Source organism: Paenibacillus vortex V453, assembly GCF_000193415.1.
GTDB lineage: Bacteria > Bacillota > Bacilli > Paenibacillales > Paenibacillaceae > Paenibacillus_AQ > Paenibacillus_AQ glucanolyticus.
Genome location: NZ_ADHJ01000014.1, coordinates 111,350 through 136,677 on the forward strand (window position 1 = coordinate 111,350; position 25,328 = coordinate 136,677).

The 25,328-nt window shown below is 51.1% G+C and carries 17 protein-coding genes and 2 pseudogenes; 13 read left to right on the plus strand and 6 right to left on the minus strand.

Translation table 11 applies throughout. The features are described 5' to 3' along the window. The first annotated feature begins 46 nt into the window (after nt 1–46). Nucleotides 47–2,005 (plus strand): copper amine oxidase N-terminal domain-containing protein, encoded by a 1,959-nt coding sequence (locus PVOR_RS07475; protein WP_006208534.1) that lies wholly within the window; start codon nt 47–49, stop codon nt 2,003–2,005. 121 nt (nt 2,006–2,126) lie between these two features. Here the strand turns inward: PVOR_RS07475 and PVOR_RS07480 are convergent, their stop codons facing one another. Both PVOR_RS07480 and PVOR_RS30140 read right to left on the minus strand, forming a co-directional pair. Beyond that, a complete protein-coding gene (locus PVOR_RS07480) occupies nt 2,127–3,581 on the minus strand; it encodes an SLC13 family permease (RefSeq protein WP_006208535.1) in 1,455 nt (484 codons plus the stop codon). Next, nucleotides 3,578–4,769, minus strand: a pseudogene (locus PVOR_RS30140) (glycerate kinase family protein). The gene PVOR_RS07480 and the pseudogene PVOR_RS30140 overlap by 4 nt, the downstream one beginning before the upstream one ends. Before the next feature lie 310 nt (nt 4,770–5,079). On the opposite strand from PVOR_RS30140, the gene PVOR_RS07490 reads away from it, so the two are divergent. The 6 genes and pseudogenes from PVOR_RS07490 (at nt 5,080) to PVOR_RS07515 (ending at nt 12,750) form a co-directional block, all read left to right on the plus strand. Next, nucleotides 5,080–7,389 (plus strand): helix-turn-helix domain-containing protein, encoded by a 2,310-nt coding sequence (locus tag PVOR_RS07490; RefSeq protein ID WP_006208538.1) that lies wholly within the window; start codon nt 5,080–5,082, stop codon nt 7,387–7,389. Between the two features lie 191 nt (nt 7,390–7,580). Further along, a complete protein-coding gene (locus PVOR_RS07495; protein ID WP_006208539.1) occupies nt 7,581–8,501 on the plus strand; it encodes an ABC transporter permease in 921 nt (306 codons plus the stop codon). A 12-nt stretch (nt 8,502–8,513) separates the two neighbouring features. After that, on the plus strand, nt 8,514–9,374 hold the full coding sequence (locus tag PVOR_RS07500; RefSeq protein WP_006208540.1) for a carbohydrate ABC transporter permease: 861 nt from the start codon (nt 8,514–8,516) through the stop codon (nt 9,372–9,374). Between the two features lie 58 nt (nt 9,375–9,432). Continuing rightward, complete coding sequence (locus tag PVOR_RS07505) at nt 9,433–10,983, plus strand: ABC transporter substrate-binding protein (RefSeq protein ID WP_006208541.1); 1,551 nt, start codon at nt 9,433–9,435, stop codon at nt 10,981–10,983. A gap of 27 nt (nt 10,984–11,010) precedes the next feature. Next, nucleotides 11,011–12,068 (plus strand): annotated as a pseudogene (locus PVOR_RS07510) (amidohydrolase family protein). Between the two features lie 322 nt (nt 12,069–12,390). After that, nucleotides 12,391–12,750 carry a Rieske (2Fe-2S) protein gene (locus tag PVOR_RS07515; protein WP_006208542.1) on the plus strand — a complete coding sequence of 120 codons (360 nt, stop codon included), beginning with the start codon at nt 12,391–12,393 and terminating at the stop codon, nt 12,748–12,750. 470 nt (nt 12,751–13,220) lie between these two features. Here the strand turns inward: PVOR_RS07515 and PVOR_RS07520 are convergent, their stop codons facing one another. The 4 genes from PVOR_RS07520 to PVOR_RS07535 form a co-directional block, all read right to left on the minus strand. Continuing rightward, complete coding sequence (locus PVOR_RS07520) at nt 13,221–13,844, minus strand: hypothetical protein (protein WP_006208543.1); 624 nt, start codon at nt 13,842–13,844, stop codon at nt 13,221–13,223. Between the two features lie 199 nt (nt 13,845–14,043). Continuing rightward, nucleotides 14,044–14,586, minus strand: coding sequence for a chromate transporter (locus tag PVOR_RS07525; RefSeq protein ID WP_006208544.1), 543 nt, complete (start codon nt 14,584–14,586; stop codon nt 14,044–14,046). Then, on the minus strand, nt 14,586–15,155 hold the full coding sequence (locus PVOR_RS07530) for a chromate transporter (protein ID WP_006208545.1): 570 nt from the start codon (nt 15,153–15,155) through the stop codon (nt 14,586–14,588). The genes PVOR_RS07525 and PVOR_RS07530 overlap by 1 nt, the downstream gene beginning before the upstream one ends. A gap of 54 nt (nt 15,156–15,209) precedes the next feature. Then, nucleotides 15,210–15,692 (minus strand): Lrp/AsnC family transcriptional regulator, encoded by a 483-nt coding sequence (locus tag PVOR_RS07535; protein ID WP_006208546.1) that lies wholly within the window; start codon nt 15,690–15,692, stop codon nt 15,210–15,212. 365 nt (nt 15,693–16,057) lie between these two features. Between PVOR_RS07535 and PVOR_RS07540 the strand changes: the two genes are divergently transcribed. From PVOR_RS07540 to PVOR_RS07555, 6 genes are all read left to right on the plus strand, one after another. Further along, nucleotides 16,058–17,155 carry a CapA family protein gene (locus PVOR_RS07540; protein ID WP_006208547.1) on the plus strand — a complete coding sequence of 366 codons (1,098 nt, stop codon included), beginning with the start codon at nt 16,058–16,060 and terminating at the stop codon, nt 17,153–17,155. Between the two features lie 478 nt (nt 17,156–17,633). Further along, nucleotides 17,634–21,362: a phosphodiester glycosidase family protein gene (locus PVOR_RS32760; RefSeq protein WP_006208548.1), complete on the plus strand. Its 3,729-nt coding sequence runs from the start codon at nt 17,634–17,636 to the stop codon at nt 21,360–21,362. Further along, nucleotides 21,274–23,322 carry an Ig-like domain-containing protein gene (locus PVOR_RS32765; RefSeq protein WP_327196522.1) on the plus strand — a complete coding sequence of 683 codons (2,049 nt, stop codon included), beginning with the start codon at nt 21,274–21,276 and terminating at the stop codon, nt 23,320–23,322. Before PVOR_RS32760 ends, PVOR_RS32765 begins: the two co-directional genes overlap by 89 nt. Next, nucleotides 23,279–23,713, plus strand: coding sequence for an S-layer homology domain-containing protein (locus tag PVOR_RS32770; protein WP_327196523.1), 435 nt, complete (start codon nt 23,279–23,281; stop codon nt 23,711–23,713). Before PVOR_RS32765 ends, PVOR_RS32770 begins: the two co-directional genes overlap by 44 nt. Before the next feature lie 168 nt (nt 23,714–23,881). Beyond that, entirely contained in the window at nt 23,882–24,208 is a 327-nt protein-coding gene (locus PVOR_RS07550) for an antibiotic biosynthesis monooxygenase family protein (RefSeq protein ID WP_006208549.1), read from the plus strand. A 34-nt stretch (nt 24,209–24,242) separates the two neighbouring features. Next, nucleotides 24,243–25,238 carry a Gfo/Idh/MocA family protein gene (locus tag PVOR_RS07555; RefSeq protein ID WP_036641239.1) on the plus strand — a complete coding sequence of 332 codons (996 nt, stop codon included), beginning with the start codon at nt 24,243–24,245 and terminating at the stop codon, nt 25,236–25,238. The last annotated feature ends 90 nt before the right edge of the window (nt 25,239–25,328 follow it).

Consider the following 25,328-nt stretch of genomic DNA (forward strand, 5'->3'; position numbering starts at 1 on the left):
TACTAGATTTGAAAGTGATACATTCTAAGAGAGATGAGGTTCATGCATGTTAAAAAAAATGTTAATGCTGCTGTTAGCGGTGTGTATGATAGTCCCGACAGCTGCCGGAGCTGCTTATGGCGAGTCGGGCAAGGCAAGCTCTAAGATTGCGATGCTGCTGCCTGATGGCACACCCTTAATGGAGGATGGTACAGCTTGGGTTACTTATACCCGTCTTCCAATGACCAAAATCCCGCTTCCTATGGGTGGGGACCTGAAACAGATTGCGGGATCAAGCGAGTACGGATTCGGTGTGAACAATGCTGGTGGACTGGTCATGTGGGGAGAATCCGGTTTTCAGAATGTGGCGGGCCAGAGTAACGTAAAGCAGGTTGGACAAGGCTACTGGCTGACCTCTGATGGCAACGTTAACCGCCTGGATAGTTCCAAACCGCAAGCCGTAAAGGGCTTTGAGGGGATTTCCATATTTGATGAGAATAAGGGTATTATCGGTGGTGTTACCCAGTCGGGGACAATATTGTATCACAATAGCGCCTATACGCCGGAGCCCGTGGCCCTGGGTCAAGTGACGGATGTGAACTCCATTCGCAAAATTAAAGTGGCCGGCGACTATGCCGCAATTTTATATAATGACGGAAGGCTCGTACTGTTCAGTACACTTCGCATTAATGGCAGCACAACCTACCTGTCACAAAAACTGATTCAAGATGCAGCTGACATTTCTTTTGGTAAAGAACAGAAGTTGATTATTGTGAAAAAGGATGGGACTGTGTGGAATGCCAAATTGGATGTGTTCACCCAAACATTCGAAATGAACCCGTTGAACGGGATCAGCGGGGTTCAACAGATTGTGGGAATTGGAGGTTCCAAAAGCTTTTTCGCACAATTAATGGATGGCACATGGATAGAGTATGATAACGGACAACAATACGATGTGCCAGTTCCAAGCATTACCAGCGTTACGCTAAAAGTATCGAATAGTAAGCCGAAGGTAGGAAGCTCCATTACTCCAACTGTTGAATTTCAGTATGGTAATGGAGAGAAACACAAGATTCCGGGCAATATGATCGCTTTGTCTGTAGATAAGCCGCACATCATCAAAGCGGTAGAGAAGGGAGCCTACAAAATCCTAGGTGTGGGTGAAGCCACTCTGACGGTGGATATTACCGGCAAGAAGCAATCGGTCAAGATCGTTTCGGGACTTGGCAAGCCGCTCGAGAACGCCAAGCAGGAGAAGGGTATTACTTATTTGCCGCTGAAACGGGTATTTGAAGCGGTGGGAGGCACGGTTCAGTATCAGGCAGCTTCCAAGACCTTTGATATTACCATAGGGGAGACGGAGATAACTGTTAAGGCCGGTAGTAAACAGGCGAAGATCAACGGTAAAACCGTAAACATGAAAGGAGCTCCGATCCAGAATAAGGGGGAGACACTGGTGTCAGCGGACCTGTTAACCGCAGCGCTGGGTGCAAAGCTAAAGTGGGATGCATCCAAACAGCAAATGACCGTCGCCCTGGGATCAGCACAATTTGTTGTGAAGGGCGAGCAGAAGAAGGCGCAGAACTCCAGTTCAGGAGGAACTTCTGGTAAAAGCAAAATGTCTGCAGTCAATGCAAGCGGGAGTATGGCTGGGTGGAAACTGCTTAAAGGCCATGAATACGAAAAATCCTTGCGGATTTATTTTCAATACAAGAATGGCATCCTGGCTACCAAAACAGAAGATATCCGCAAGGTAGACTTGAATAAAAAGGTTACCTGGACGGATGATAATGGCCGCAAGCGTACCAATACCGTGCGTGAGATCTATTCCCTGTTTACATTGTCCAATGAATATACGTCAGAATGGCTCCTCAAGAAATTTGGCAAGCTCTATGAGGATTGGATGCTGACCTCCCTGGTTGATGCTAACCGGATTGTCGAGCAATACTTGCAGGAGACCGGTCAGATGCCGAGTTATGCTCCAAATGTAACGCTGACGCCGGATGCGGTGTTTGAGTACGAATAGGTTGGAATGATAATGAATTAGAGGACCTCCGGTTCGAATGGAAACATTTGATCCGGAGGTTTTTTTCATGGAGCATCGTTCTTTGTTCTGCCAAACTCGAGGCTTTATTAAACATAACCCCTCACAGCCTTAACCCTGTCCACTGCCAATACGTGTAGTAAAACAACAGCATGACACCCACATATAGAGGCATACATACCATGCTGAGCTTGACCAGGTCCTTGGCCGGATAAGAGACAGACTCATCCTCGTAATACAAGAGCAACGCTTTTGAGCTTACCGGAAATGTGATGCAGTAATTCATGCCGACCAGCGTCAAGAAAACGACGGCGGAAGCATCAAGCTGAAGCGTCTGGCCCAGCACGATAAATGCCGGGATCATCACCACGGCCCTTGTGGTATGGGATGTGATGTACAAGTGCGAGGTAACGGATACAAGAATGATGATCAGCAGCGTTATGAAGGGAGGGGCGGTTTCCAGAACACGAAGCTCGCTGAACACAATCTGCTGGAGCCAATCCACCACGCCATTCTCAACAAGGGCTTTTCCCAGAGCAGTGGCAGCTGCCACAAACATGATCAAATTCCAGGAAACGCTCTTCATTCCCTGCTTCCATTCCATAATCCCGATGGAAGGCAGCATGAGCAGCATGGCACCAGCCATCGTAATGAACGCAATGTCATAACCATGCCATCCTTCAGTCATCCACAGGACAACCATCCCAGCAATCAAGCCGAGGGTTTTCTTCTCACGGCCAGACAGGGGAAGCTTCTCTGAATACTGATGTCCGGAAGGGATGATATTGCTTTGCGGTTCATCCTTCCAAAACATGATTTTTACGCATAATAGAGCCAAACCGCACATGACAAGCGCAAAAGGCGCTCCCCATATCACCCATGTTGCATAGGAGATGTCTGCCCCTGTTGCACCGTTTAACAGCCCGATCCCAATGATGTGAGAACCGGCCCCGATGACCGTTGCAGACGAAGCGAGCAATATCATCACGGGAAGAAGCATGGCAACCGATTTTTTCTGCTGATCATTCTTCAATAAAGCGTGCAGCTCTCTCACAATGGGAAGTGTCAGGGCGGCTCGTCCGGAGGTAGACGGTATAAAGAAAGTCAAGGGCTGAATCACGAACGCGAGCCACCATAAAAAATGTTCGGGCTTGCGTGCGCGCAGCAGCATAAAGCGAGTGAAGCGAGCGGCCAGACCGCTGGTCTTGACGCTTTCGCCGATGATGAACGAACCGATCATCAGCCAGACGATTTCTTCGGCAATGGATTCGTAAAGCAATGAAGGAGGGGCGCCCTTCAAGGCAACGATGCAGACAAGAGCCCCCAGCGCAATCCATCCTGCCGGCATCTTGGTGAAAATCCATAAAGCCATGGCGATGATAAAAAAAATGAAGGCAGTTTTACCGGAGTACGATAAATGTTCAACCGAAGCGATCCAAATGCTGCAGCCTGCAAAACCGGATAGCATCCATAACCCTTTTGCAGGCCGGATAGACGGCGCTCCGGGGCCAGCCTTGTTCAGCGGCTGGTCTGCGGATGGCATGTATTCAGGCTTCATAATGGCCGATATCCTTCGTTGAGCGTACGGTGGGCGATCTGATACCCGATACGCACATGCCGGAGAGCAGCTTCGGTACTGTCTGCGATCCACGGCGATGCGTTTAAGATCGCTTGATCCAGTGAGGCCGGCGTCTGAATAATGCTTGCATAGGCGTCGATTCCATTCTCATAATTAATGGCAGCATTTTCTCCAATGGTTCCTGTAATGGCAATCACGGGGATTCCTTTGGATTTGGCTATTCGCGCAACCTCTGAAGGAATTTTTCCGTTGGGGGTCTGGTAATCCAGGCAGCCCTCGGCCGTTAACACCACATCGGCTTCCAGGATATGCTGCTCGATATTTATGTATTGCATAATCACCTCGTAACGGGGATGAAGCTTCGCGTTGGCAAAAGCAACCAAGCCCGCGCCTAAACCTCCGGATGCTCCGCTTCCGGGAGCCAAGGCGATATCCACGCCAAGCTGGTTGTGTATCAGATGGGCATAGTGCTGGAATGCACTTGCCAAGTGCTCCACTTCTTCAGTCAGTGGCTCCCTTCTGACGGACCAAAAACATGGGCAACGCCGTCCCGTCCGCACAGCGAACATTGTCGCCAATTACAGGCTACGTCTAATAGTGTACATCCGTGAGTCTGGGGTCCAAGTCAGCCAGATCGATGGATCGTACTTTAGCCAAATCGCCGCCGCCTCGAATATAGACCGGCTGCCCGGCTTCATCTGTAAAAACAGCTCCTAGCGCCTGCGCCATCCCTGCACCGCCGTCGGAAGTGCCGGAATCGCCGCATCCAATCAGAATATGATCCACTCCAAAGTCGAGTGCCCCCAGGATCAGCTCTCCTACACCATATGTCGTTGTCCACAGCGGGTTCCGCTGCTCCCTTGGAACCAGTTTTAAGCCAGCGACTGCGGCCATCTCGATGACCGCTGTTTTCTTGTTGTTTTCCGTGTAAACACCAAAATAACTCGTAATGGGTTGACCAACGGGACCCGTAACTTCCTTGTGATACAGACGTCCATGCTTTATATTTACGATGCTCTTGGCAAAGCCCTCGCCGCCATCAATCATCGGAATGACGGTGATGCTGGCATCCAAATTCAGACGATGAACGCCCATTCGCATCGCTTCACCGACTTCTTCCGCATCCAGGCATTCCTTAAACCCTGACGGAATCATAACGATTTTCATATCATATCCTCCTGTTGTCTGTTGATGTTCTAACTGTAGAACAGAAAAACGAGAGGAGGGTTAGAGGCAAATTAGAATTTGCTGTGAAATAATTCCAAGATGGATTGGGAGGAAAGCGGTCTGCCCCTGCTTAGCATAATGATGATATTTTTTATTCTCAGATTTTATCGATCAATCCAACGTATCCATCTACTGTTAGCCTCCCTCCCTAGATTCCTGCGGCGAATATTATAACTTACATCAAAATATAGTAAACGTAACTGCAAGCCCGCTGGACTTGCGATTTAGAAATGCAAAGGGGGGGACAATCATGAAACGAAGGACACCGCCTGTCCAAACGGCTGGGCCTGGGGACACCTATTCTTCACCTCCCAGAAGACAGACCCTTTATTGGAGGCTGTTCGCCAACTATTTTCTCCTCATTCTCATTCCCGTTATTGCGGCATCGGTTCTCGCGCAGGTGCTTGTCGTTCGAATTATTGAGAAGGATGCCGAGCGCTTCAACAGCATCATGATGAGCCGATTCTCCGAGCAGACGGATACCGAGCTTCAGTCCTTGAAGACCAGCATGATCAATATCCTCAGCACATCGAGATTGCGGAGCGTGCTGCTTGCACCGATGTCTTCGTCGCCGGATGGTCAGCAGCTTCCGGAACTGCTTCATTCGCTGCGGGAGCAGCTGCAGCAGCTGGAATCGGATGATTTGGTCGATAAGGCTTATTATTATTTTGTACACCAGGACCTTATGATTGATGCCGAGACCTACACGAATAAAGCGTATTACTTCCATTCCCGCTATCCCTCGGACCTGAACCGTCGTCCTCAGCTTGAAGCCGAATTATCCGGCAAGAAAATGATGGATTTCTTGGATTCCCCTGCCTCACTAACGGCTTCCATGAGCTACCCGTTCAACACCGCCGCTCCTGAAGTATATCTCCTGGTCGAAGTGAAACGAGACAAGCTTCAGGAGCAGATTCATGTTCCGGAGAGCTGGGTCACGGGCACGGCCATTGTGGATGATACGGGAAGAGTGTTATCCCAAACCGGCTTGACCGGGCAGGATCAGGATGCACTGCAGCAGCGAATACACACAGAGGGCATAGCCCCGCAATTTACGATATCGGACAAGCTCGGGATGTCTTTCATGACCTCAAGCTTCGATGAGTCCTGGCATTATATCAGCATGATCGATTTAGGTACCTTAATGAAGCCGGTGCATATTACCCGCTTTATCAGCTGGTTGTTCCTTGTCTTTTTCCTGATTGTCGGCGCTCTGATTTCGTATTATTTAAGCCGCCGCTTATATCAGCCGATTCGGGAAATCAAGGAAGGGCTGAGATCGCATCACTTCTCGGGGAAGGCCATCCGCCACGAAGGGAATGAGTTCGATGTCATTAAACGCTATTCCCAGTTCATCATGACGGAGAATAAAGAGCTGTTTCAGATGGTGAGCGGGATGCTTCCCATCGTGCAGGAGCAGTTCTTCACGAAAATACTGCTGGGTCAGTATCGTGACGCGTTATCCATTGAGTATTATGCGAAGGAGATTGAATTCTCGTATAGCGAAGCTGCGGCAAGAGCCGTCCTGTGCATCTCATTCCACATGGACCCGTCGATTTACGAGTCCACGTCGGAATCGACCAAGACTTTTCTGCTGACAGAACTCAAGGAGAAGATTCACCGACTTGCACCCGGTATGGTATGGATTTGCCAGACAAGGCCGGATTTACTGGCCTGCATCGTTCAGTTTGATCCGCAGTTGGAGGACCATCCGGTAAGGATGGCGGAGCAGATTCGCCGCATATTCCTGGAGTACAGCACTTATTACAGAGCGACGATCGGAATCGGCAGAACCGTTCACGCCATGGAAGAGCTGCACCAGTCCTATGAGCATGCCTTGGCCATGCTGAAGTATCGGGGACTGCACTCTGCCGTTGAAATTTGCAGCAGCCAGCCTTGTCGGGAGACGCAGCAATGGGACCCTTTTCTGTCCGTGCAGGAGGTCCAGCGGATTCACAATCAGTATAAAACCAAGGAGTACGATAAGCTGCTCCAATCCGTGAATACTCTGCTGGAGGAGGGAAAGCGCAAGGACGCGGCAGCTGTGCAGATGAAATATTTGCTGGCAGATGTGCTGAATACCTGGATCCGGGCGGTAGAATCGGAGCGGAGCGAATTGAACGTCCCTTATTATGCCGGTCTATTCGAACGATTGAATCGGTGCATGACATGGGATGAGCTGACGCACTGCTTTCAGGATATTCACGGGTTTTTGTTCCGGAAGCCGGTATCAAGCAGTCGAAGTCAACAGTTCATGGAGGTCGTGGAATACATCCATGAGCATTATGATCAAGAGCTGTCGATCGAGTATTTTGCCGGGCTGATGAATATGTCCAGCGGACATTTCAGTCGTACCTTCAAGGATGAAATCGGCGAGAAATACGTGGAGTATATTGCCAAATACCGGCTGATGAAGGCCAAGCAGTTTTTGCTCGAAACCGATTTGAAAATCGACGAAATTGCCGAGAAGGTGGGATATTGGGGCAGGAATTCATTCATTCGGGCTTTCCGCCGATACGAAGGCATCACACCGGCCAAATATCGGAGCTCCCACCAATAGGAGAGAAGAGACTGCATTATTTTCTGAAGTCTCTTTTTTTGCATGGAACCAAGCGGGAAGCCTTGCGCCATGGGCGCTGCAAAACGAGTGTCTCGAGGAAAAGATGCATGCTAGACGCGGGAGAAACACGGCTCGTATAGTGGGGACAACAACACACGAATGTAAATGCTTTCAATCGGAGGTGGGGATTATTGGCGCAGCTAACACGAATCGGATATGTTCTGAAAAAACATAAAGCGCTCTACTTGCTGATGCTGCCTGGCATTTTGTATTACTTGATATTCAAGTACGCGCCGATGTACGGCATCATCATCGCCTTCCAGGACTATTCGATCGGCAGGGGCATATTGGGAAGCAAGTTTGTTGGATTCAAGCATTTGATTGAATTTTTCTATGTTACCCCCGATGCATGGAAGCTGATTCGCAATACCATCATGCTGAATGTGTACGATCTTCTCTTTCACTTTCCGGCGCCGATTATACTGGCGGTTCTGTTTCATGAGCTGAAGGGGAAATGGTTCAAACGGTTTGTGCAGAACATCAGCTATATGCCGCATTTCCTGTCCACCGTTGTGATTGCGGGCATTCTGGTCACCTTCCTGTCCCCGACAACTGGCGTGGTTAACCATCTGCTCGTCAAGACGTTTGGCATCGAGCCGATCATGTTTCTGGGCATGCCGGAGTGGTTCCGGACAGTTTATGTGGGCTCCGAGATATGGCAGAAGGTGGGATGGGGCACGATTCTCTATTTGGCTGCCATTGCGGGGATTGATCCGACACTGTACGAAGCGGCCAGGATGGATGGAGCGAACCGGTGGCAGCAGGCCCGGCATATTACATTCATCGGCATGGTGCCGGTCATGATTATTTTGTTCGTGCTGTCGCTCGGCAATTTCATGGAGGCGAGTTTTGAGAAAATATTGCTGCTCTACAACACGATGAATTACGAAACGGCGGATGTCATTAACACCTTTGTGTACCGGCGGGGCATTCTCGACGCCGATTTTAGCTTCGCAACCGCGGTGGGCCTGTTCCAATCGGCGATTGGCTTCATTCTGGTCGTAGCGGCCAATCGGATGGTACGCAAATATTCGGAGACCAGCCTGTGGTAAGGGAGGTGCGTGATGAAAAAGCAGGAAAGCTTAGCCTCGAAGCTGTTTGATGTACTCAACGTATTGTTCATGATTGTGCTGATTATTGTAATGGCCTACCCCATGGTGTACGTATTCTCGGCTTCCATCAGCAATAATGCCCTGGTTGCGAGTGGAGCCGTGCTGCTCTGGCCGAAGAAGATTACGCTGGTCGCGTACGAGCAGCTTGTCTATAACCCCGATCTTTGGGTGAGTTATTGGAATACCATTCGTTACACCTTCGTGCAGACGGTACTGACGCTGATTGCTACCTCCGCGATGGCATATCCGCTTGCGAAGCGGTGGCTGCCCGGCCGAAGGGTAATTTTGCTGCTGGCCGCCTTCACGCTTCTGTTCAGCGGGGGCATGATTCCGACGTTCCTGATCGTTCAGAAGCTGGGAATGCTGGATACGATATGGGCCATTGTGCTTCCGTCGCTGATCAGCACCTGGTACCTGTTTATTATGCGGACATTCTTCGAGGCCTTGCCGGAGGAGCTGGAGGACGCGGCTGCCATCGACGGATGCGGGTCCCTGCAGATTCTTGTGCGGATCGTACTGCCGTTATCCGTACCGGTGATGGTCACGATCGGTCTGTTCACGGCCGTGAATCAATGGAACTCCTTCTTCAGCGCTTTGATCTATCTGAATGACCGGGATATGTACCCGCTGCAAATCATGATGCGCAATATCCTGATCGCCGGTACGAATGTGCAGGGCGAAGGGGATCTGACTCATCTGGAAACGCTGAAATACGCCATGATCATGATTGGCACACTGCCGATTCTGTGTGTCTATCCGTTTATCCAGAAATATTTTGTACAGGGCACGATGATTGGAGGCATTAAGGGGTAGCTGTGGATTTTATGAAAATCCATCTCTATACGTTGTCATTATAAAAGGAGGTTAGGAAATGCAGCGAAAGGGGTTCAGAACGGCGATTGCCATCCTGCTGCTTGGTGTGATGCTTGTTACGGGGTGCACCAGTGGCAGCAAAGATGACTCGGGGACGTTAAGTCCTGACAAACCGGTTACCTTCTCATGGCTGGTATACGACCGGGTGGAGGGGAAGGTTCGGGATGACTGGGAGATTTTCAAAGAGATTGAAGCCAAGACGGGCGTGAAAGTGAAGTTTCAAATCGTAAGCCAGGAAGGACTTGAGGAGAAAAGGCAGATCATGATTGCGACGAACACCGCTACGGATTTTATCCAGGTACCGACGCAGGATGGCAGGGAGCATGGACCGGAGAAGGTATTCTTAAACCTGAATGATTATTTGGATCGGGCACCTAATCTCAAAGCATTTTACGAGAAATATCCTGAAGCCAAAGCGCTGGCAACGGGCACGGATGGAGGGCTGTACACGGTACCCGTCCTGGAAGGGGATGCGGAAGGCAAGGGATTTAACTTCATCTGGTATGCCCGCAAGGACATTATGGATCAGTACGGGATTCAGGCGCCCACCACGGTGGATGAATTTTATCAGTATCTGAAAACATTGAAGGAAAAGGTTCCGGATTCCTATCCGCTCATCTCAAACGCTATTGTTGGGGATACGGGACTGTATACGACATTCGGGCGCATATTTACCGGCATCAGCGGCTTTTATAATCTCGATCCGACAACGGATCAATATGCGTTCGCTCCATACCATGAGAATTATCAGGATATGCTGGTATTTCTGAACAAGCTGTACGCGGAAAAATTGCTGGATCCGGAATTCTCGCTGCTGACGCAAGCGCAGTGGGAGGAGCGAATATTAACCGGCAAATCGCTGGTTACGTTTTTCTGGAAGGCGGATCTGGAGTCGCTTGTAGCGAAGGCGCGCGGCGCTGGTACTGCCGAATATGAGCTGGATGCCATTCCTTCCTTTGCCGCTGAAGGGATCAAGAACTACCAGTTCTCCCGTCCGGTCGTAGGTACTGTCGGCAGAGCTATTTCGGCGAAAGTCAAGGATAAGGAGCGCGCGGTTCAATTCCTTGATTATTTGGTCAGCGAAGAGGGAACGAACTACCTGTCCTTAGGCATTGAAGGCAAATCGTACACGATGGAGGACGGCAAGGCGGTATACAACAAGGAGTTCGGCGAATCTCCGTTTAATGCCCTGCGTAAGGATTGGGGCGTATGGTATGACCTTATCACCTTGAATAACGCCAAATCCCGTGAAGTGTGGGAGCGCGGTTTGAGCGAGAAGAGCAAGGATATCAACGCAAGGTATGAGCAGTATATCGTCCCGGCACCGAAGCAGATTGTCAAGACGGAAGAGGAGCTGGAACTGGAAAAATCAAAACTCAACAATCTGAACAAATTCCTGGAACAGAAGGTGACGGAGTTCGTAACCGGCAAAACACCAATTAACGATACGACGTACCAGCAATTTATCGATCAGGCCAAGAAACTTGGTTCCGACGAACTCCTTGCTATGTATAACACGGCGTATACACGCACATACGGCGACAAGTAATCTGCGATAGAGTGGAGGAATCAGGCAATGGACGACTACCAAATTATCGATGTCGACGTTCATAACGAACAGGACGATCGGGCGCTGCTTCCGTATTTGCAGGAGCCCTGGCGTTCGCGGGTAGCGGCATCCGGCATCGGTTATGCCGGGTCCGGTTACTATTCGCCGATCGGCGTGATGAAAAAAGATTCGATCCCTCCGGGGGGAGGCAAAGCCGGCTCCGACCCTGACTATATGATTAAACAGCTAATCGAAGGCTACAACCTGGATTACGCTGTACTGACGGGGGTCGTCTACAACATCTCGTCGACACATGACCCGGATTTCGCAGCGGCCATATGCTCGGCCTATAACGATTATTTGATAGCCGAGTGGCTCGGCAAGCATAAAGCCTTCAAGGGAGCGATGGCGGTAGCCACCCAGGATCCGCTGCTGGCGGCACGCGAGATTGACCGGATCGGCGGCCATCCGGATATCGTGGAGGTCATGATCTCCAGCGCGGCGCGTTCGCCGCTCGGGCAGCGACCAACTATCATCCGATTTACGAAGCGGCGGAGCGCCATGGTCTTCCGGTCGCGCTCCATCCGGGAGCGGAAGGCGGCGGGAGCTCGACGGCTCCCACCGCGGCCGGCTACCCGGCACGCTACATTGAGTGGCACACCTGCCTTTCCCAGATGTTTATGGCCCATCTGGTGAGCATGGTCTGTGAGGGCGTGTTCGTGAAGTACCCGAACCTTAAGGTGGTTCTGGTTGAAGGCGGCGTGGCCTGGCTGCCGGGCCTGATGTGGCGGCTGGATAAAAATTATAAAGCGCTGCGCGCAACTGTGCCCTGGCTTACGAGAATGCCAAGCGAGTACATCCGGGATCACTGCTTCTTATCCACGCAGCCGATTGAGGAGCCGGATAATCCGCAGCATCTCATCGATCTCTTCAATATGATCGATGCCGAGAACATGCTGCTGTATTCCAGCGATTACCCGCACTGGGACTTCGACTCGCCGGGGCATATTTTACGGGGCCTGAAGCCCGAGGCGCGGCGGAAGATCTTTTACGAGAATGCGAAGCAGCTGTACCGGCTGGATTGAGGGGATGGATGAAGAAGGCACGAGGTTGAAGACTACGGCATCCAACCAATAGAGCATGAGGTGGAGAACACTACGCATCCAGGTAACTATGTACGAGGTAGAGGACAGACTCATTCAACTAATTGTGCATGAGGTGGAAGACAGACTCATTCAACTAGCGCACGAGGAGAATAACGAACTTACCCGACGAATAGCGACGAGATCCAATGATTGCGATGAGATATCCAACTAATTGAGCATTAGAGCCAATTATTGTGATGAGATATCAAATTAATTGAGCAAGAAATTCAATGAATAGCGGTTAATGGCAAGGAGGTGCAGAATGGGAATACATTACGTGCTGGCGGAGGGGGATATTCCGGATGATGGGCATGCGGTCGTAAATATTGAAGGACGCGAAATCGGCATTTACCGGATCAATGGCGAATACCACGCGATTCTCAATTACTGCCCGCATCAAGGGGCGCCGATCTGTGCGGGGCTCGTCTCCGGGACGACGCTTCCCTCGGAGGTGTACGACTACGAATACGGTCGGGCAGGCGAAATTGTCCGCTGCCCCTGGCACGGCTGGGAGTTCGACCTGCAGACAGGCAAGTCGCTGTTCAGCGACCGCATTCGGGTGAAGAAATACAAGGTGGAGGTTCATGAGGGCAAGGTTGGTGTGGTGATGGGGAGGAAGTAGTTGGTGGGTAACGAAGTGGAGAAAGTAGTAAAGAAAGTAGTGGAGAAGTAGGTAGGGATGTAGTAGAGGAATAGGTCACTCAAGTCACCCGCCGGCTTGCATCGGACTGTAGATCCGTTATTTCGTATTATAAGTCGTTTTTTTACAATGTTCCGGACACCAGATCCGCTAATGCACGGATTACGGGTACAAATACTAAGTAAGACAGTAAATAAGGTCCTGTGGGTCCGTTCACCCTCTCAAAAGTACTGTTTTTCGAGAAATAAGGTATCCTGTGTCCGGTACGGGAGGCAACTTCCATAATCATCACAATTGGATTAGCCCAACAAGAACGAAAAGAGCGAGTGTCGAGGGTTATTTACCTTCAACTCGCTCTTTTAAATAGCTGCGGACCACGTCGTGGTCTGGGAACTAGGAACTTTAAAAACAGCAATAACTCTGTGGAAGTGCATTTTTAAAGTACGACTGACCTATTGTTGAACTGGTTTCATTGATTTTGCTACTTCAATCATTTGCTCCCTAGTAAACACAACGCTACTCATTTCAATGTAAGTATCGCCTTGAATCCATGTCAGAAAGCCGCCATTCTGTTGACTGGTTGCCCACGGCTTAAATCTCCCTTCGATATCGTTCCATGTAACCGGTTCGCCGCTCAGATCGAATTTAAATTCATATTCTACCTGTTTGGTTTTAGTGGTCTTGTTTTTAATATCGATGCTTGTAATGGACCGAGTAGTCTTGTAACCGCGGGCTTTATGCTGTTCAACTCCCATTAAATAAATGTCTCCGGACATGTCAAAGTAGCTAAACCGGGTGAAAGTGATTATTTTGTTCCCGGGAAGGTGCGGATAAGGAACTGGAATCTCCAGTTTCCAATCGGTGTGCGGCAGTTGCGGAGCATAAACTACAAAATCCGTGTCCTTGCTGAGCTGTTGCAAAGCTTGAGTTTGCAATGCCTGGTGTTCGACTGGCTGTTCAGTTACAGCCGCCTGCATGGCAGCAGTTCCATGATCATCTGCCGATGCCCCGTGCGGTAATCCAAACAAAAATATGGCACATAATAGTGCCGACATTACTTTCTTTATGTTATACAATCACTCATCACTCCAGCACTATTTGTTTAGGATAGTTTTTCCCGGTTAACCCAATTTATCCCTTCGAAAAAGCTGCTGGCTTGCATTAAAGACTACGTTATATCGTAGTCTTTTTTGTTAAGCACCCTAAGAATTATATTGGTTGCGTTCTATGAAGTATATTTGTTTGCAGTATATGGTTTGCAATGAATCAAGCCCCTCACACCACCCGCGACAACACTAACCCCCCGTAGGCAAACGCGGCCAGGATCACCAAGGCCGGGTGGATTTTGCGGATGTTCATGGCCCAGAAGGCGACGGCGGCGATGCCGAGCGACTGCAGGAGGCCGATGGAGATGAGGGAGCTTTTGCCCATCTGCCAGGTCAGGGTTAGCATCATGATGGCGATGACTGGCTGGACCAGGAGGGTCATGCCTTTGACGACCGGTGACGTGCGGTATTTTTGCAGCAGATTCAGCAGCCAGATGAGGGCGACGGCGGAAGGAATAACCGTAGCCGCGAGGGCAAGGGACATGCCCATCCAGCCGTATACGTCATACCCGACAAAAGCGGCGATTTTGGTGGCGATCGGACCGGGGAGTGCATTGCCAAGCGCAAGCATGTTGGAGAACTCCGGATCGGTCAGCCAGCCGTGGTTGGTGACGATCTCCTTGTACATGAGCGGGATGGAAGCGGGACCGCCGCCATAACCGAGCACGTTAGCAATGAAAAAACTGATCAGCAGCTGCAGCCATTCTTCCATTAAGCGGATCCCTCCTTGTCCCGTTTTTGTTTTTTCAATTTGGATACGGTTTTGAAATGCACCGTGCCGTAAGCGAGGAACAATATAATGACAATGGCCGGATGAATCTGGAAACTCTCCAGCAGGAGAAACGATACGGCAAAAAATCCGATTCCGGCATAAAAGCCGAGGCCCTTCACGGCCTTCTCGCCAAACTCGTAAGCCATCGTTCCCAGCATGACGGCAATGACCGGCGTCACGCCTGCAATCATGCCGGCGACCACTGTGGAGCTGCTGAGGAAGGTGACGGCAGACAGCAGGGCAATCATCGCGATACAGGTTGGGAGGATGTGCGCAAGAACGGCGACAACCGCGCCGAGGGCTCCTTTTTCCCGGTAGCCGAGATAGGCTGCCATCTTCGTGGCGATCGGGCCCGGAAGCGCGTTGGCGAGCGCGAGCACCTCCCCGAATTCATCGTCGCTCAGCCAGTGATAGCGTACAACGGCTTCGTGCCGTATCAGCGGAATAACGGAAGGACCACCGCCGTAGCCGAGTATTCCGGTTCGGACCATGCCGAACGTTAATTCCATGTAGGGGTTGCTATGTTTACTGCTCAAAGGTATGAGTCCTTTCTGTTGTGGGAGTTAGAGCCTGATGCCCATGCGGCTTTTATACCGCTTGATCAAGATTTGGGTGTCTACACTCGTAATGCCGGGAAGCGGGTAGAGTTTCTCATTTAAAAACATTTCCATTTCCTTATGATTGGTAAACAGTCCGTGCATATGCAGTTTGCTGGGCCCGGTCATATGATAGAGGCTCGTTACATACGGCTCGTTCTCCAACGTGTCCGCCACTTGCTGCAGATATTTGGGCTCGACCTCCACATTGAAAAAAGCAGACACCGAAATCCCCACCTTCTCCGGATTAATGACCGCCGCGAACCGTTCAATAATGCCGTCGTCCATCAGGGCACTGACCCTGGCCTGAACGGCGACACGGGATAATCCGATTTCCTTGGCCAGATCTGTGTACGAGATTCGACCGTTCTTGCCAAGAATCGCCATGATCCTGCGGTCTGTATCGTCAATCACGGGAGGAGAATTCTCCCCGTTAGAATGAATATCCATCGAATGCAGCTCCTTTAGCTTTACTTATATGTAAGGGATTTCTCAGTATTTTATTACAAAACGCAATCAAATCATTCCAATCCATTACGATAAGTCTAAATATATAAGGTATTCATAATGTTTTCAATATGATTTGCAAAGTTTGAAACTTTTTGCGTGCTTTTCAAGTCTAAGTCTATGAATAGAAAATGATAGATTTTCATTCATTGGGTAGTATTACTAAAAATATGAATCTGCATTCAGGAGTCAATTACATTCTATTAAATGGGTGGTTTTATAAAATTACCCTTTTATATCAATATATGATAGGATAATGAAGGTGAATTGCTAGCTTCTTAGAATCTTTTATTGAAAGGCGGCACGGTATGAAAAGATTATTTTGCCTCATTCTGGTTCTCGTTATGATTCTCCCGGTCAGCATGGTTTCAGCAGCGGATGCAAACGGGAAGGAGAGTCAGAGCAAGGCACAGGAAGCCAAGAATAAATCGGGAAATACCACGCAAGCGAATAAATCAAAGGACAAACCGATCAGTCTTGTGTTTGCAGGTGACATTCTATTAGACGGTTATGTAGGTAACCAGATTGAGCGGTTCGGTAATTTATATCCGTTCAAGAAGGTAGCTCCCATATTGAAAAAGGCTGACATGGCATTCGCCAATCTGGAGACACCGGTCTCCATTCGGGGCAAGGCAGCGGATAAAACCTTTGCCTTCCGTTCGAAGCCGGAAACACTCCAAGGCCTGGCCTATGCGGGCATCGACGGCGTAACACTCGCCAACAACCACATTCTCGACTATGGACAGCAGGCAATGCTTGATACCATCACACATCTGAAACGCCAGAAGATCGGCTACACGGGAGCCGGGTACAATCTGGATGAGGCCTTCAAGCCTTACGTGCAGAACATTGACGGGAAAAAAGTCGCGGTGCTCGGGGTGAGCCGGGTACTCTCGGGCAATTCTTGGATCGCAGGCAAGAACCACCCGGGTGCCGCTTCCGCCTACACAATGGAGCCGATGCTGACGCACATCAAGAAGTCCGCGAAAAACAACGATTTTACGATTGTGTATATCCACTGGAATCAGGAGTTTGCCGACTATCCGGAAGAATACGCTCGCACGATGGCGAAGCAGATGATCGACGCGGGTGCTGACATCATCGTTGGATCGCACAGCCACACATTGATGGGCATAGAGTATTACAAGAACAAACCGATTTATTATTCGCTCGGAAACTTTGTGTTTAACCGCTCGACCCGGGGCGGGGATAAGACACTGCTGTCGATGATGGTGCATTTCGAGATTCAGGGCTCCAAGATCACGAGCCGGATCACGCCAGTGAAGATTATCAATGGTCAACCGAACCTGATGGACAAGACCTACAATAAGAACATCATTGCGAAGCTGAATAAATTGTCCTACAACGCGAAGATTGATGCCAACGGCAACGTCAGCAAAAAATAATAGGGATTCTCAAAAACAACTGCGGCTATTAGCTGCGGTTGTTTTTTTATGCGCACTCAAAAAAGCCTCCGCGAAAAAATGTCGGAAACTGGCGACAAGGCTTTTTTTCATTCCTCGTATTCGACAAAAACTGCTTTTACGCCACCCGACCGGAAATTCCTGCTCCAAAAAATAAAATAAAGTTTTACTTAATGTATTGTAATTTGAAATAAAATTTCAATATGATGAAGGGAGAAAAGACAAGTTGTTTTGGGCACAGGAGGCGGTGGATACGGATTGGCAGCATACTTTTTTGCAGCCCTTCCAGCTAATGACTGAATGTAAAGCCCCCTGCGGCAGAGTTAACTTCGTCTTAATACAGAATGGAGGTGGAATTAACAAGCCAGCGTTATACTCCCGAGTAGGTCTTTCGTTCGCGGACAGATATACACCGGGGAAGAACAGGAGTCCAAGCATAGAGAAGGAGGAATTGATGTACATGTTAAGGAGTAAAAAGAAAATATCGTCACTGCTGAGCGGAGTGATGTTTCTGTCTTTGCTGTTTCCCGCAGGACAAGCTGCTGCAGCTGATCCGGCAGCCACCGCCCCATCGGTTATAGATATGCGGCAGATGGAGATCGGGCCAGGCGCTACATATACATGGGCGAATATGCAAAAGGGCAGCGGCGAGCAGAAGGTTCACATGGTGGAGTTTAATCCATCGCAAGGGAATCTGGAGCTTCAGCCTGGCCTGACGGACGGCAAGGTTTATGGCATGCAGGGTGTCAGCAAAATGGCATCCGATGCAGACCAGAAGGACAACCGCGTCATCGCGGCGGTGAACGGAGATTTCTACGATATGTCCACGGGCATTCCGCTCGGATTGTTCATGGGTGACGGGGAGCTTCTGACAGACCCGCCTGGCGGGAGGAACGCCTTTGGGATCAAGAAGGACGGGACCAGCCTGTATGGCAGTCCGAAATTAACGAAAAACGTGACGATTGGCGGAACCGTAAGCAGCTTATCCTCCATCAACCGTTTAAGAGGCGCGGATGCACTTGTTCTCTATACCGAAAAATTTAATGCCACAACAATGACCAATAACCTTGGAGACGAGGTTATTCTGGATATCGTGAGCGGCAGAGTTGCCAGCGGCGAGACCTTGACTATGAAGGTGGCTTCTATTCTTAAGGATCAGGGAAATTCGCCGATAGGTCCGGATCAAGTGGTTCTGTCCGCTTCGGGCTCGCAGCGGAACAAACTCGCCGGGCTGAAGGTGGGGGATGAATTAAGCGCAAGTTTTCAGCTGGATAACGAGTGGCAGGACGTCACGATGGCAATCGGCGGAACGGTGATGCTGGTGCAGGATGGCGTAGTCCAGCAGCATACCGATCCGGCCGTACATCCGAGAACGGTGGTTGGCACTAAAGCCGATGGCTCTGTTGTGCTGTTCGAGGTTGATGGCCGCCAGCCGGGCTTTAGCGAAGGGCTTAACTACATCGAGCTCGGTGAAATGCTGCAGGAGCTCGGCGTGGTTAACGCATTGAACCTGGACGGAGGCGGTTCGGCTACCTTCGTTGCCCGCCTGCCGGGGGAAACGGCGTGCAAAGTGCTCAACTCGCCATCGGACGGCGGGGAGCGCAAGACAGCCAACGGGATTCTGCTGGTGAACACAGCACCCGAGGGAGCTGCGAACAAACTTGTTGTGGCTCCGACGCTGGAGCGAGTGCTGACAGGTTCCTCTGCTGCCTTTAAGACGGCAGCCGTGGATCAGAATCTGCATCCGTCCCAGATGACGGAGACCGCGATATGGAGTGTTGACCCTGCCTACGGGTCCATCGACGCCAGTGGTAAATTTACGGCAGGCAACCAATCGGGAGTGACCGAGGTATCTGTACAATCCGGCAATCTGACCGGAACAGCCGGATTGGAAATCGTGGATGAGCTGACCGAGCTCAAATTCTCTGACGCGGTGAAGACCTTCTCTTCCGGCTCGACCGAGACGCTCAAGGTCTCGGCGCTTCGTAATGGTCAAGTGGTACAGGCCGACAATAGCCGTTTGGAGTGGCGTACCGAAGGCGATATCGGGACGATTGACGGAAACGGAACGTTTACCGCCACGGACAAGCAGGACGTCAGTGGCAAAATCTTCGTGAAGTACGGTCAAATTGAGACCTCAATCGAAGTAAACGTAGGACTTCCACCGGTGATGCTTGAGGATTTCGAGAACGGCTTAAGCCGTTATAAACCAAGCTCCGGCGCGCAGATCAAATCAACCAAGGTATCCATTGAAACCGATGAGACCTATATTCGTTCCGGTAATGGTGCATTGAAGCTGGAGTATGATTTTACAGGGATGACCGGCACCTCCGGCGCTTATCTCCAGACAAATGGTACAGCAGACAATATCGAAATTCCGGGCTATCCGGAGAAGATCAGCATGTGGGTGTATGGAGACGGCAACGCGCACTGGCTCCGTGCCCAGATTCGTGACAGCAAAGGCGCGATCCCGCTCGATTTTACCGATCAGACGGTCGGCGTTAATTTCAAGGGATGGAAGTATCTCGAAGCGTCCGTTCCCAAAGGAAGAACTCTTCCACTGGTGATGGACATGCCGGTTCGTTACATGGAAACGCAGGCAACGAAAAAAGACGCCGGAGCTATCTACGTGGACGAAATTCGTGCATTATACGGTCCGGCCCATGATGATATCGAGCCGCCGGTTCTGAAGAATTTCTCGCCCGTTAACGGTGCGGAGATCAAAGTGAATACACCGACCATTACCGTGTATGCCGAGGATGCAGGTTATGATCCTGTTGCACATCCGGGAACCACCCTGATTGATCCGGACAAAATCCGGTTTTATCTGGACGGCAGTCTGGTACAGCATACCTTGTATCCGCCGGAAGGAAGAATTCATTACACGCCGAACGTTCCGCTTGCCGATGGTGTCCATCAGGCGAAGGTCACCGTCCGTGATCTCTCGGGTAACCAAACGACTGAGGAATGGAACTTCACCGTAAATACAGGTGCGGCCAGGGTAGTGTACGATACACCGGACACGGTCTATGCGGGAGGCGGCTACACGCTGGATATCGGCGGGGTGAAGACGTCCCAAATCCGCAGTGGTCATATCGATTTCCAATTCGATCCCACCAAAGTGGAGAATCTGGAGCTCATACCGGGGGACAAGCTGAGTCCAGCCCAGGTTAGCGCAGACATTGACGCTACAACAGGAAAGGTCAAAGTGACCTGGAAGGACATCCATACCGCATCCCTGTTGGATACGGATTGGATCGGCCAAATCCGGTATGATGTGAAGAAGAACGCAACCGACAGCAGCATCATATCGCTTACGTCCGGGGCTGTATCTTTCACCGATACGGGGAATACCGAATTTTCATTCTTCGGTCTTCCGATGGAATCCAGGATCGCAACGCATTATACGCTGAGCTGGAATCAGGAAGGAACGGTGCAGGGATACGAGACCGAATTTAAAGTGAGCGATGCCCAGGGTCAGCCTGTGGAAGGTGTACAGATCATGGCTGATGCAGCAGCGGTGGGAACAACGGATGCAGCGGGTATCCTGAAGACGGGGACTCTGACCTCCCAGGTCAAGACGTATACGGTGCAGGCGGTGAAAGGCAATCAATACAGTCCGGCACTGGAATTCAAGGTTTCGCCGCTGGCCGGAAGCCCGACGCCGTTCAACATCAGCGTAGGCATGGGCGAAGATCCGACTACGTCGCGGATGTTCAACTGGCATACAGACCCGGCAACGGACGGGACCATCGTGGAACTGGCCAAGAAATCCGAATTTACGGATTTCGATGTCCCGAATGTCCAGAAAATCGATGGAACCAGCGAGCTGTACCATACCTTGGATCTTGGGACGGTCCGCGTCCATAAAGCGACAGCGTCCGGCCTTGAGCCAGGCACAGAGTATGTGTACCGTGTCGGTGACGGCCAAGGCCATTACAGTGCTCAAGGCTCGTTTAAAACGACCGAGCTTGCGGGAGACACCACGAAATTCCTGTATTTTGCGGATTCTCAGGCCTCTACTGCCAAAGAATTCGAGCTGTGGGGGAACACAATCGACAAAGCCGCAGCCGAGCATCCGGATGCCGAATTCATGGTCCATGCCGGGGATATGGTGGACAAGGGATTCCTGGAAGAACAGTGGAACTATTGGTTCGCTGAGGCCCAGAAAGCATTTTCTGAATACTAACGTTAGTGTCGACCATACGGCGAACCATGAAGTGATGGGGACCAAGGAGAACGGGGATTTCCTGGCTCACTTTAACCAGCCGGGCAATGGTTTGGACAGCCTGAAGGGAACGAACTTCTCATTTGATTACAAAGACGTTCATTTCATCATGCTGAACAGCGAGTATCAGCTGGAGAAGCAGAAGCAATGGCTCCAGCAGGATCTCGCTGACAATGACAAGAAATGGACCGTCGCGATGTTCCACCGCGGGCCTTACGGCAGCATTTACGATACCGCCGAGGTGCGCAGCTTGTGGGCGCCCGTGCTGGAGGAATTTGGCGTGGATCTTGTATTAAACGGTCATGATCATATTTATATTCGTTCCTACCCGATGATGGACAATCAAATCGCTGCGGACGGTCAGGGCACGACTTACGTTGTAGCGGGATCGTCAGGTCCCAAATTCTACTCCCATACGGAGCGGGGATGGCATGAGGTGGTCGACGACGAACAGACTCAGATGTACGCCTCCGTGGAAGTGAAGGGAGACGAGCTTCATTTTGTAACCAAAACGGTTGGCGGACGTGTCGTGGACGAGTTTACGCTGACGAAATCGGGAACGAAGCCAGCTCCGGAGCAGATTATAGTGAGCCCGGACCAGCTTAAGCTTGCCGTCGGCGAAAGCCGTGAATTGCAGGCTGAGGTGAAGCCAAGCGGGGCCGAACGAACCGTAGTATGGTCCGTATACAGCTCCGAACCGTCGGATGACATCGTCAGCGTATCAGCAGACGGCATTGTGACGGCTCAAGGGCTGGGGAATGCGGTCGTAAGAGCAACCAGCACGGCGGCACCGGATGTGTATACAGACGTGAATATTTCGGTAGATCGAATCCCGAATGGCAGCATGGAATCGATCGCCTTAAGCGGCAAATCCGAGCTGAAGGTTGGGGATACCGATAAGACGGTTACGGAGGCGGTTTATACCGACGGCAGCCGTATCCGCTTGATCGAAGGCGTAACTTATGGGAGCAGTAAGCCGGAGATAGCCTCGATTGATGAACAGGGCTTGGTACGGGCTTTAGCAGAAGGGGCAACTGTCATTTCGGCAACCTACGAAGGGTTCAAGTCGGAGTACGCCTTGAAGGTGATCACCCGTGGCGGAGGCAATCCCGATCCGGGAACGGAGCCGCCAGTAAACCCACCGGTGAACCCACCGATAAATCCACCAGTACAGCCGCCCGTGACACCGCCGTCTGGCAGTATCACCTTGTCGGCCAGTGATCTTGCAGCTAAGCTGTCGAACGGGCAAGTGACCTTGTCAGTGGATGGAAGCTTTACGGACCTCACATTGCCGGGCAATGCGGCTGACATTCTTAAGGACGGCTCCATACGAATCGAGGCGAACAACTTGGCTATAACGATTCCATCCAAGGTGCTCCGCCAGCTGGGTGGTCTTGCAGATGCTGGCCAGCTTGAGAAGGGCACCATCAAGCTGAGTGCCGTCACATTGTCGGATGCGGAGATGAAGGAGCGCATCGCGCAAGCCGTCCGTGTCTCCGGAGCGAAGCTGACAGCAGCCGGAGCTATGCTGGAGTTCCAGCTTGCACTGACGACAGCGGATGGTCAGGTCCACCGCCTAACCGAGTTCGATCATCCGATGACGCTGGAACTGCCGTTATTCTCAGATGCCAAGGGTTCAAGAATCTCCATGTACTATTTGTCCGGCCATGGAGAGCTGGAGTACATTGGCGGTGTGAGCAAAGACGGTCGCATGTCAGCGGGAATACGTCATTTCAGTGCATACGGTTTGCTTGATTATGAGAAAACCTTTGCGGATGTGCCTTCATCGTTCTGGGCTGCGAAGGTCATCGGTGATTTGGCCGCGAAGCAGCTTATCCAAGGCATCAGCACGGAGCGCTTCGCACCGGCTCTAGCAAGTGACCCGAGCCGAATTTGCTGCGATGCTGGTTCGTCTGCTTGACCTTCAAGCAGAACGTTCTGCACCGTTTGCGGATGTAGCTTCAGGCAAATGGTACGCGGAGGCTGTTGCAGCGGCGAGCGAGTCCGGAATCGTGAACGGACTCGGCCAAGACCGTTTTGCACCGGAAGCCCCGATTAAACGTCAGGAAATGGCGGCCATGCTGGTGCGCGCTTATGCCTATGCAATGAAGCAGCAGCAGGAGAACCTGGGCGCGAGCAGCGGATTTACGGATATCGCCGAATCTCCTGACTGGGTTCAGGAAGCGGTAGAAACTGCGTATGCCCTCGGTTTTATCCAGGGCCGCACGCCGAGCCGCTTTGCACCGGAAGGACTAACCACGCGTGCGGAAAGCGCGCAGGTTATCTATAATCTGTTGAATAAGCTAAAGTAAGGCTTAGGCGATTACGCCTCTCTCCACCTGTAGAACATCGCAGAGGAGAGAGGTGTTTATTTTTCAGGTTAAAGTATGGCGGAAGTTCCGATATAATGATATACAGGGTCAATGAACGAAACGTAAGCCGAAGTTACACCTATTCAGCAACTGGAAAGGGGGAAGAGGATGACGGAATACGCGAATACGCCGAAGCCGCCTTATTATGCCTGCATTTTTGTGTCCAAACGAACGGAGGGCGACCGGGGTTACGGAGCGATGTCCGATAAAATGGCGGAACTCGCTGCGCAGCAGCCCGGCTATCTGGGGGTGGAATCCGCTCGGGATGAGGGTCTAGGGATCACGGTTTCGTACTGGGACTCCTTGGAGGCCATACGTTTATGGAAGGAGAACGCGGCTCATCAGGTAGCCCAGGAACGGGGCAAGAACGAGTGGTATGAAAGCTTTGGCTTGCGAATTTGCAAGGTGGAGCGGGACAGCTTCTATAAGCTCTAGGCAAGACCTGATCATGAAGAGGAAGAGGAGGATGATGATGCAGAATTCGGGTAAGATCAGATGGGGAATCATGGGGACAGGCTGGATTGCGGAGCAGTTTGCCGCCGATCTGGCCTATGTGGAGAACGCCCAGTTTCTGGCTGTCGGTTCCCGTACGACCAGCAGTGCAGGTGAGTTTGCGTCTAAATATGATATTCCGCGGGCATATGGGAGTTATGAGGAACTTGTGTCAGATTCCGAAGTCGACGTTGTGTATATCGCAACTCCGCATCCCTTGCACCGGGACAATGTCATGTTGTGTCTTCAAGCAGGGAAATCCGTGCTGTGCGAGAAGCCCTTCACGATCAACGAGGATGAGCTGGAGGAGCTGGTATCGGCTGCGCGGGAGCGGAAGCTGTTCCTGATGGAGGCCATGTGGACGCGTTTTCTTCCACCCATTCGGCAGGTGCGAGCATGGTTGAAGGACGGACTTATCGGCGACGTTCGGTTAGTGAAGGCCGATTTTGGTTTTCGGAGCGGTTGGAATCCGCAAGGCCGTTTGCTCAATCCTGAACTCGGCGGAGGCGCGCTGCTGGATGCAGGGATTTATCCGGTGTCGTTTGCATCGATGATTTTTGGCGCCCAGCCTGAGAAGATATGGAGTACTGCGCATATTGGAGTAACGGGCGTGGATGAGCAGTTCTCGGTTGTGCTATCCTATGAATCGGGCAAGACGGCTTCGTTAAACGGGGCAATCCGTCTCGGATTGACGAATGAAGCTTATATATATGGGACAGGCGGGTATATTCATATTCCGTCTTTCCTGAACGCAACAACCGCTTCTCTTCATGTAGATGGAGCGGAACCGGTACGGGCCCTAGATGATCGTCAGGCGAAGGGTTATAACTTCGAAGCTTACGAAGTGGGACGGTGTCTGCTGGAAGGGCGGCTTGAGAGCGACGTGATGTCATTGGATGAGTCCCTTGCGATCATGAGGCTGCTGGATCAGATCCGGGGCCAATGGGGACTTAAGTACCCTTCGGAAGGATGATAAGTTGGTTCGTGTGCAGCGAAGCAGTGTGGGAGGAACTTCCCGCACTGCTTTTTTTTTTGTGATTAAATACGGATAGCCCAGGAGCAG

Bases quoted from the DNA above. Each gene is read 5' to 3' on its own strand.
- PVOR_RS07475 (WP_006208534.1), top strand. From the start codon at position 47: ATGTTAAAAAAAATGTTAATGCTGCTGTTAGCGGTGTGTATGATAGTC.
- PVOR_RS07480 (WP_006208535.1), bottom strand. From the start codon at position 3,581: ATGAAGCCTGAATACATGCCATCCGCAGACCAGCCGCTGAACAAGGCT.
- PVOR_RS07490 (WP_006208538.1), top strand. From the start codon at position 5,080: ATGAAACGAAGGACACCGCCTGTCCAAACGGCTGGGCCTGGGGACACC.
- PVOR_RS07500 (WP_006208540.1), top strand. From the start codon at position 8,514: ATGAAAAAGCAGGAAAGCTTAGCCTCGAAGCTGTTTGATGTACTCAAC.
- PVOR_RS07505 (WP_006208541.1), top strand. From the start codon at position 9,433: ATGCAGCGAAAGGGGTTCAGAACGGCGATTGCCATCCTGCTGCTTGGT.
- PVOR_RS07515 (WP_006208542.1), top strand. From the start codon at position 12,391: ATGGGAATACATTACGTGCTGGCGGAGGGGGATATTCCGGATGATGGG.
- PVOR_RS07525 (WP_006208544.1), bottom strand. From the start codon at position 14,586: ATGGAAGAATGGCTGCAGCTGCTGATCAGTTTTTTCATTGCTAACGTG.
- PVOR_RS07530 (WP_006208545.1), bottom strand. From the start codon at position 15,155: ATGGAATTAACGTTCGGCATGGTCCGAACCGGAATACTCGGCTACGGC.
- PVOR_RS07535 (WP_006208546.1), bottom strand. From the start codon at position 15,692: ATGGATATTCATTCTAACGGGGAGAATTCTCCTCCCGTGATTGACGAT.
- PVOR_RS07540 (WP_006208547.1), top strand. From the start codon at position 16,058: ATGAAAAGATTATTTTGCCTCATTCTGGTTCTCGTTATGATTCTCCCG.
- PVOR_RS32760 (WP_006208548.1), top strand. From the start codon at position 17,634: ATGTTAAGGAGTAAAAAGAAAATATCGTCACTGCTGAGCGGAGTGATG.
- PVOR_RS32765 (WP_327196522.1), top strand. From the start codon at position 21,274: ATGCCGGGGATATGGTGGACAAGGGATTCCTGGAAGAACAGTGGAACT.
- PVOR_RS07550 (WP_006208549.1), top strand. From the start codon at position 23,882: ATGACGGAATACGCGAATACGCCGAAGCCGCCTTATTATGCCTGCATT.
- PVOR_RS07555 (WP_036641239.1), top strand. From the start codon at position 24,243: ATGATGCAGAATTCGGGTAAGATCAGATGGGGAATCATGGGGACAGGC.